This is a genomic window from Bradyrhizobium sp. PRIMUS42 (assembly GCF_023006515.1).
Lineage (GTDB): Bacteria > Pseudomonadota > Alphaproteobacteria > Rhizobiales > Xanthobacteraceae > Bradyrhizobium.
Genome location: NZ_JALBGZ010001457.1, coordinates 1 through 621, shown reverse-complemented (window position 1 = coordinate 621; position 621 = coordinate 1). Strand labels below are relative to the sequence as shown.

2 pseudogenes are annotated in these 621 nt (G+C 67.3%); one reads left to right on the top strand and one right to left on the bottom strand.

The annotated features are described in order from the left end of the window. Positions 1–264: pseudogene (locus MOV75_RS41050) on the top strand (threonine-phosphate decarboxylase); the annotation flags it as partial. Here MOV75_RS41050 and MOV75_RS41045 read toward each other — a convergent pair. Then, positions 253–621, bottom strand: a pseudogene (locus MOV75_RS41045) (cobyric acid synthase CobQ); the annotation flags it as partial. The pseudogenes MOV75_RS41050 and MOV75_RS41045 sit on opposite strands and share 12 nt — an antisense overlap.

Sequence of the window (621 nt, the reverse complement as noted above, 5' to 3'; positions counted from 1 at the left end):
GCCTGGGCCGAGGCCACGTCCGCGCGGCTTGCGAAAGACTGTGTCCGCCTCGACGACATGGTGCGGGCGCAAGGCTGGCGGCTGGTCGGCGGCACGCCGCTGTTCCGTCTCTACGAGACACCCGACGCGCTCGCCGCGCAGGAGAAGCTCGCGTGCGGCCAGATCTGGTCGCGTCTCTTCGCACAAAAGCCGACATGGCTGCGCCTTGGGCTTCCTGGCAGCGAAGCCGAATGGACGCGCCTTGCCGAGGTCCTAGCGCGCTAGCGCGAGCAGGCCTTCGACGTCGAGATGCTTCTCGATGTGGTCGGCGAGGGCATCGAGAGCGCTCTCGACCCTGGCGTGGTAGGGCTCATCGCCTGCGGGAATGTCGAGCTTGGCCAAAAACGCCTTGCGGAAATCGTCCGACGTGAACAGGCCGTGCAAATAGCTGCCCTGCACGCGGCCATCCCTCGAGATCGCGCCTTCCGGCTCGCCGTTCAGTTTCGCAAATGGCCGCGCGCGATCGGGCCCGTCGGTGCGGCCGATGTGGATCTCGTAGGCTTCGATCGGCTGGTCCGTCGCGGCGTGCACGGCGGCGACACGCGTCAGCGTTTTCTGCGGGCTCATGACCGTCTCGACGTC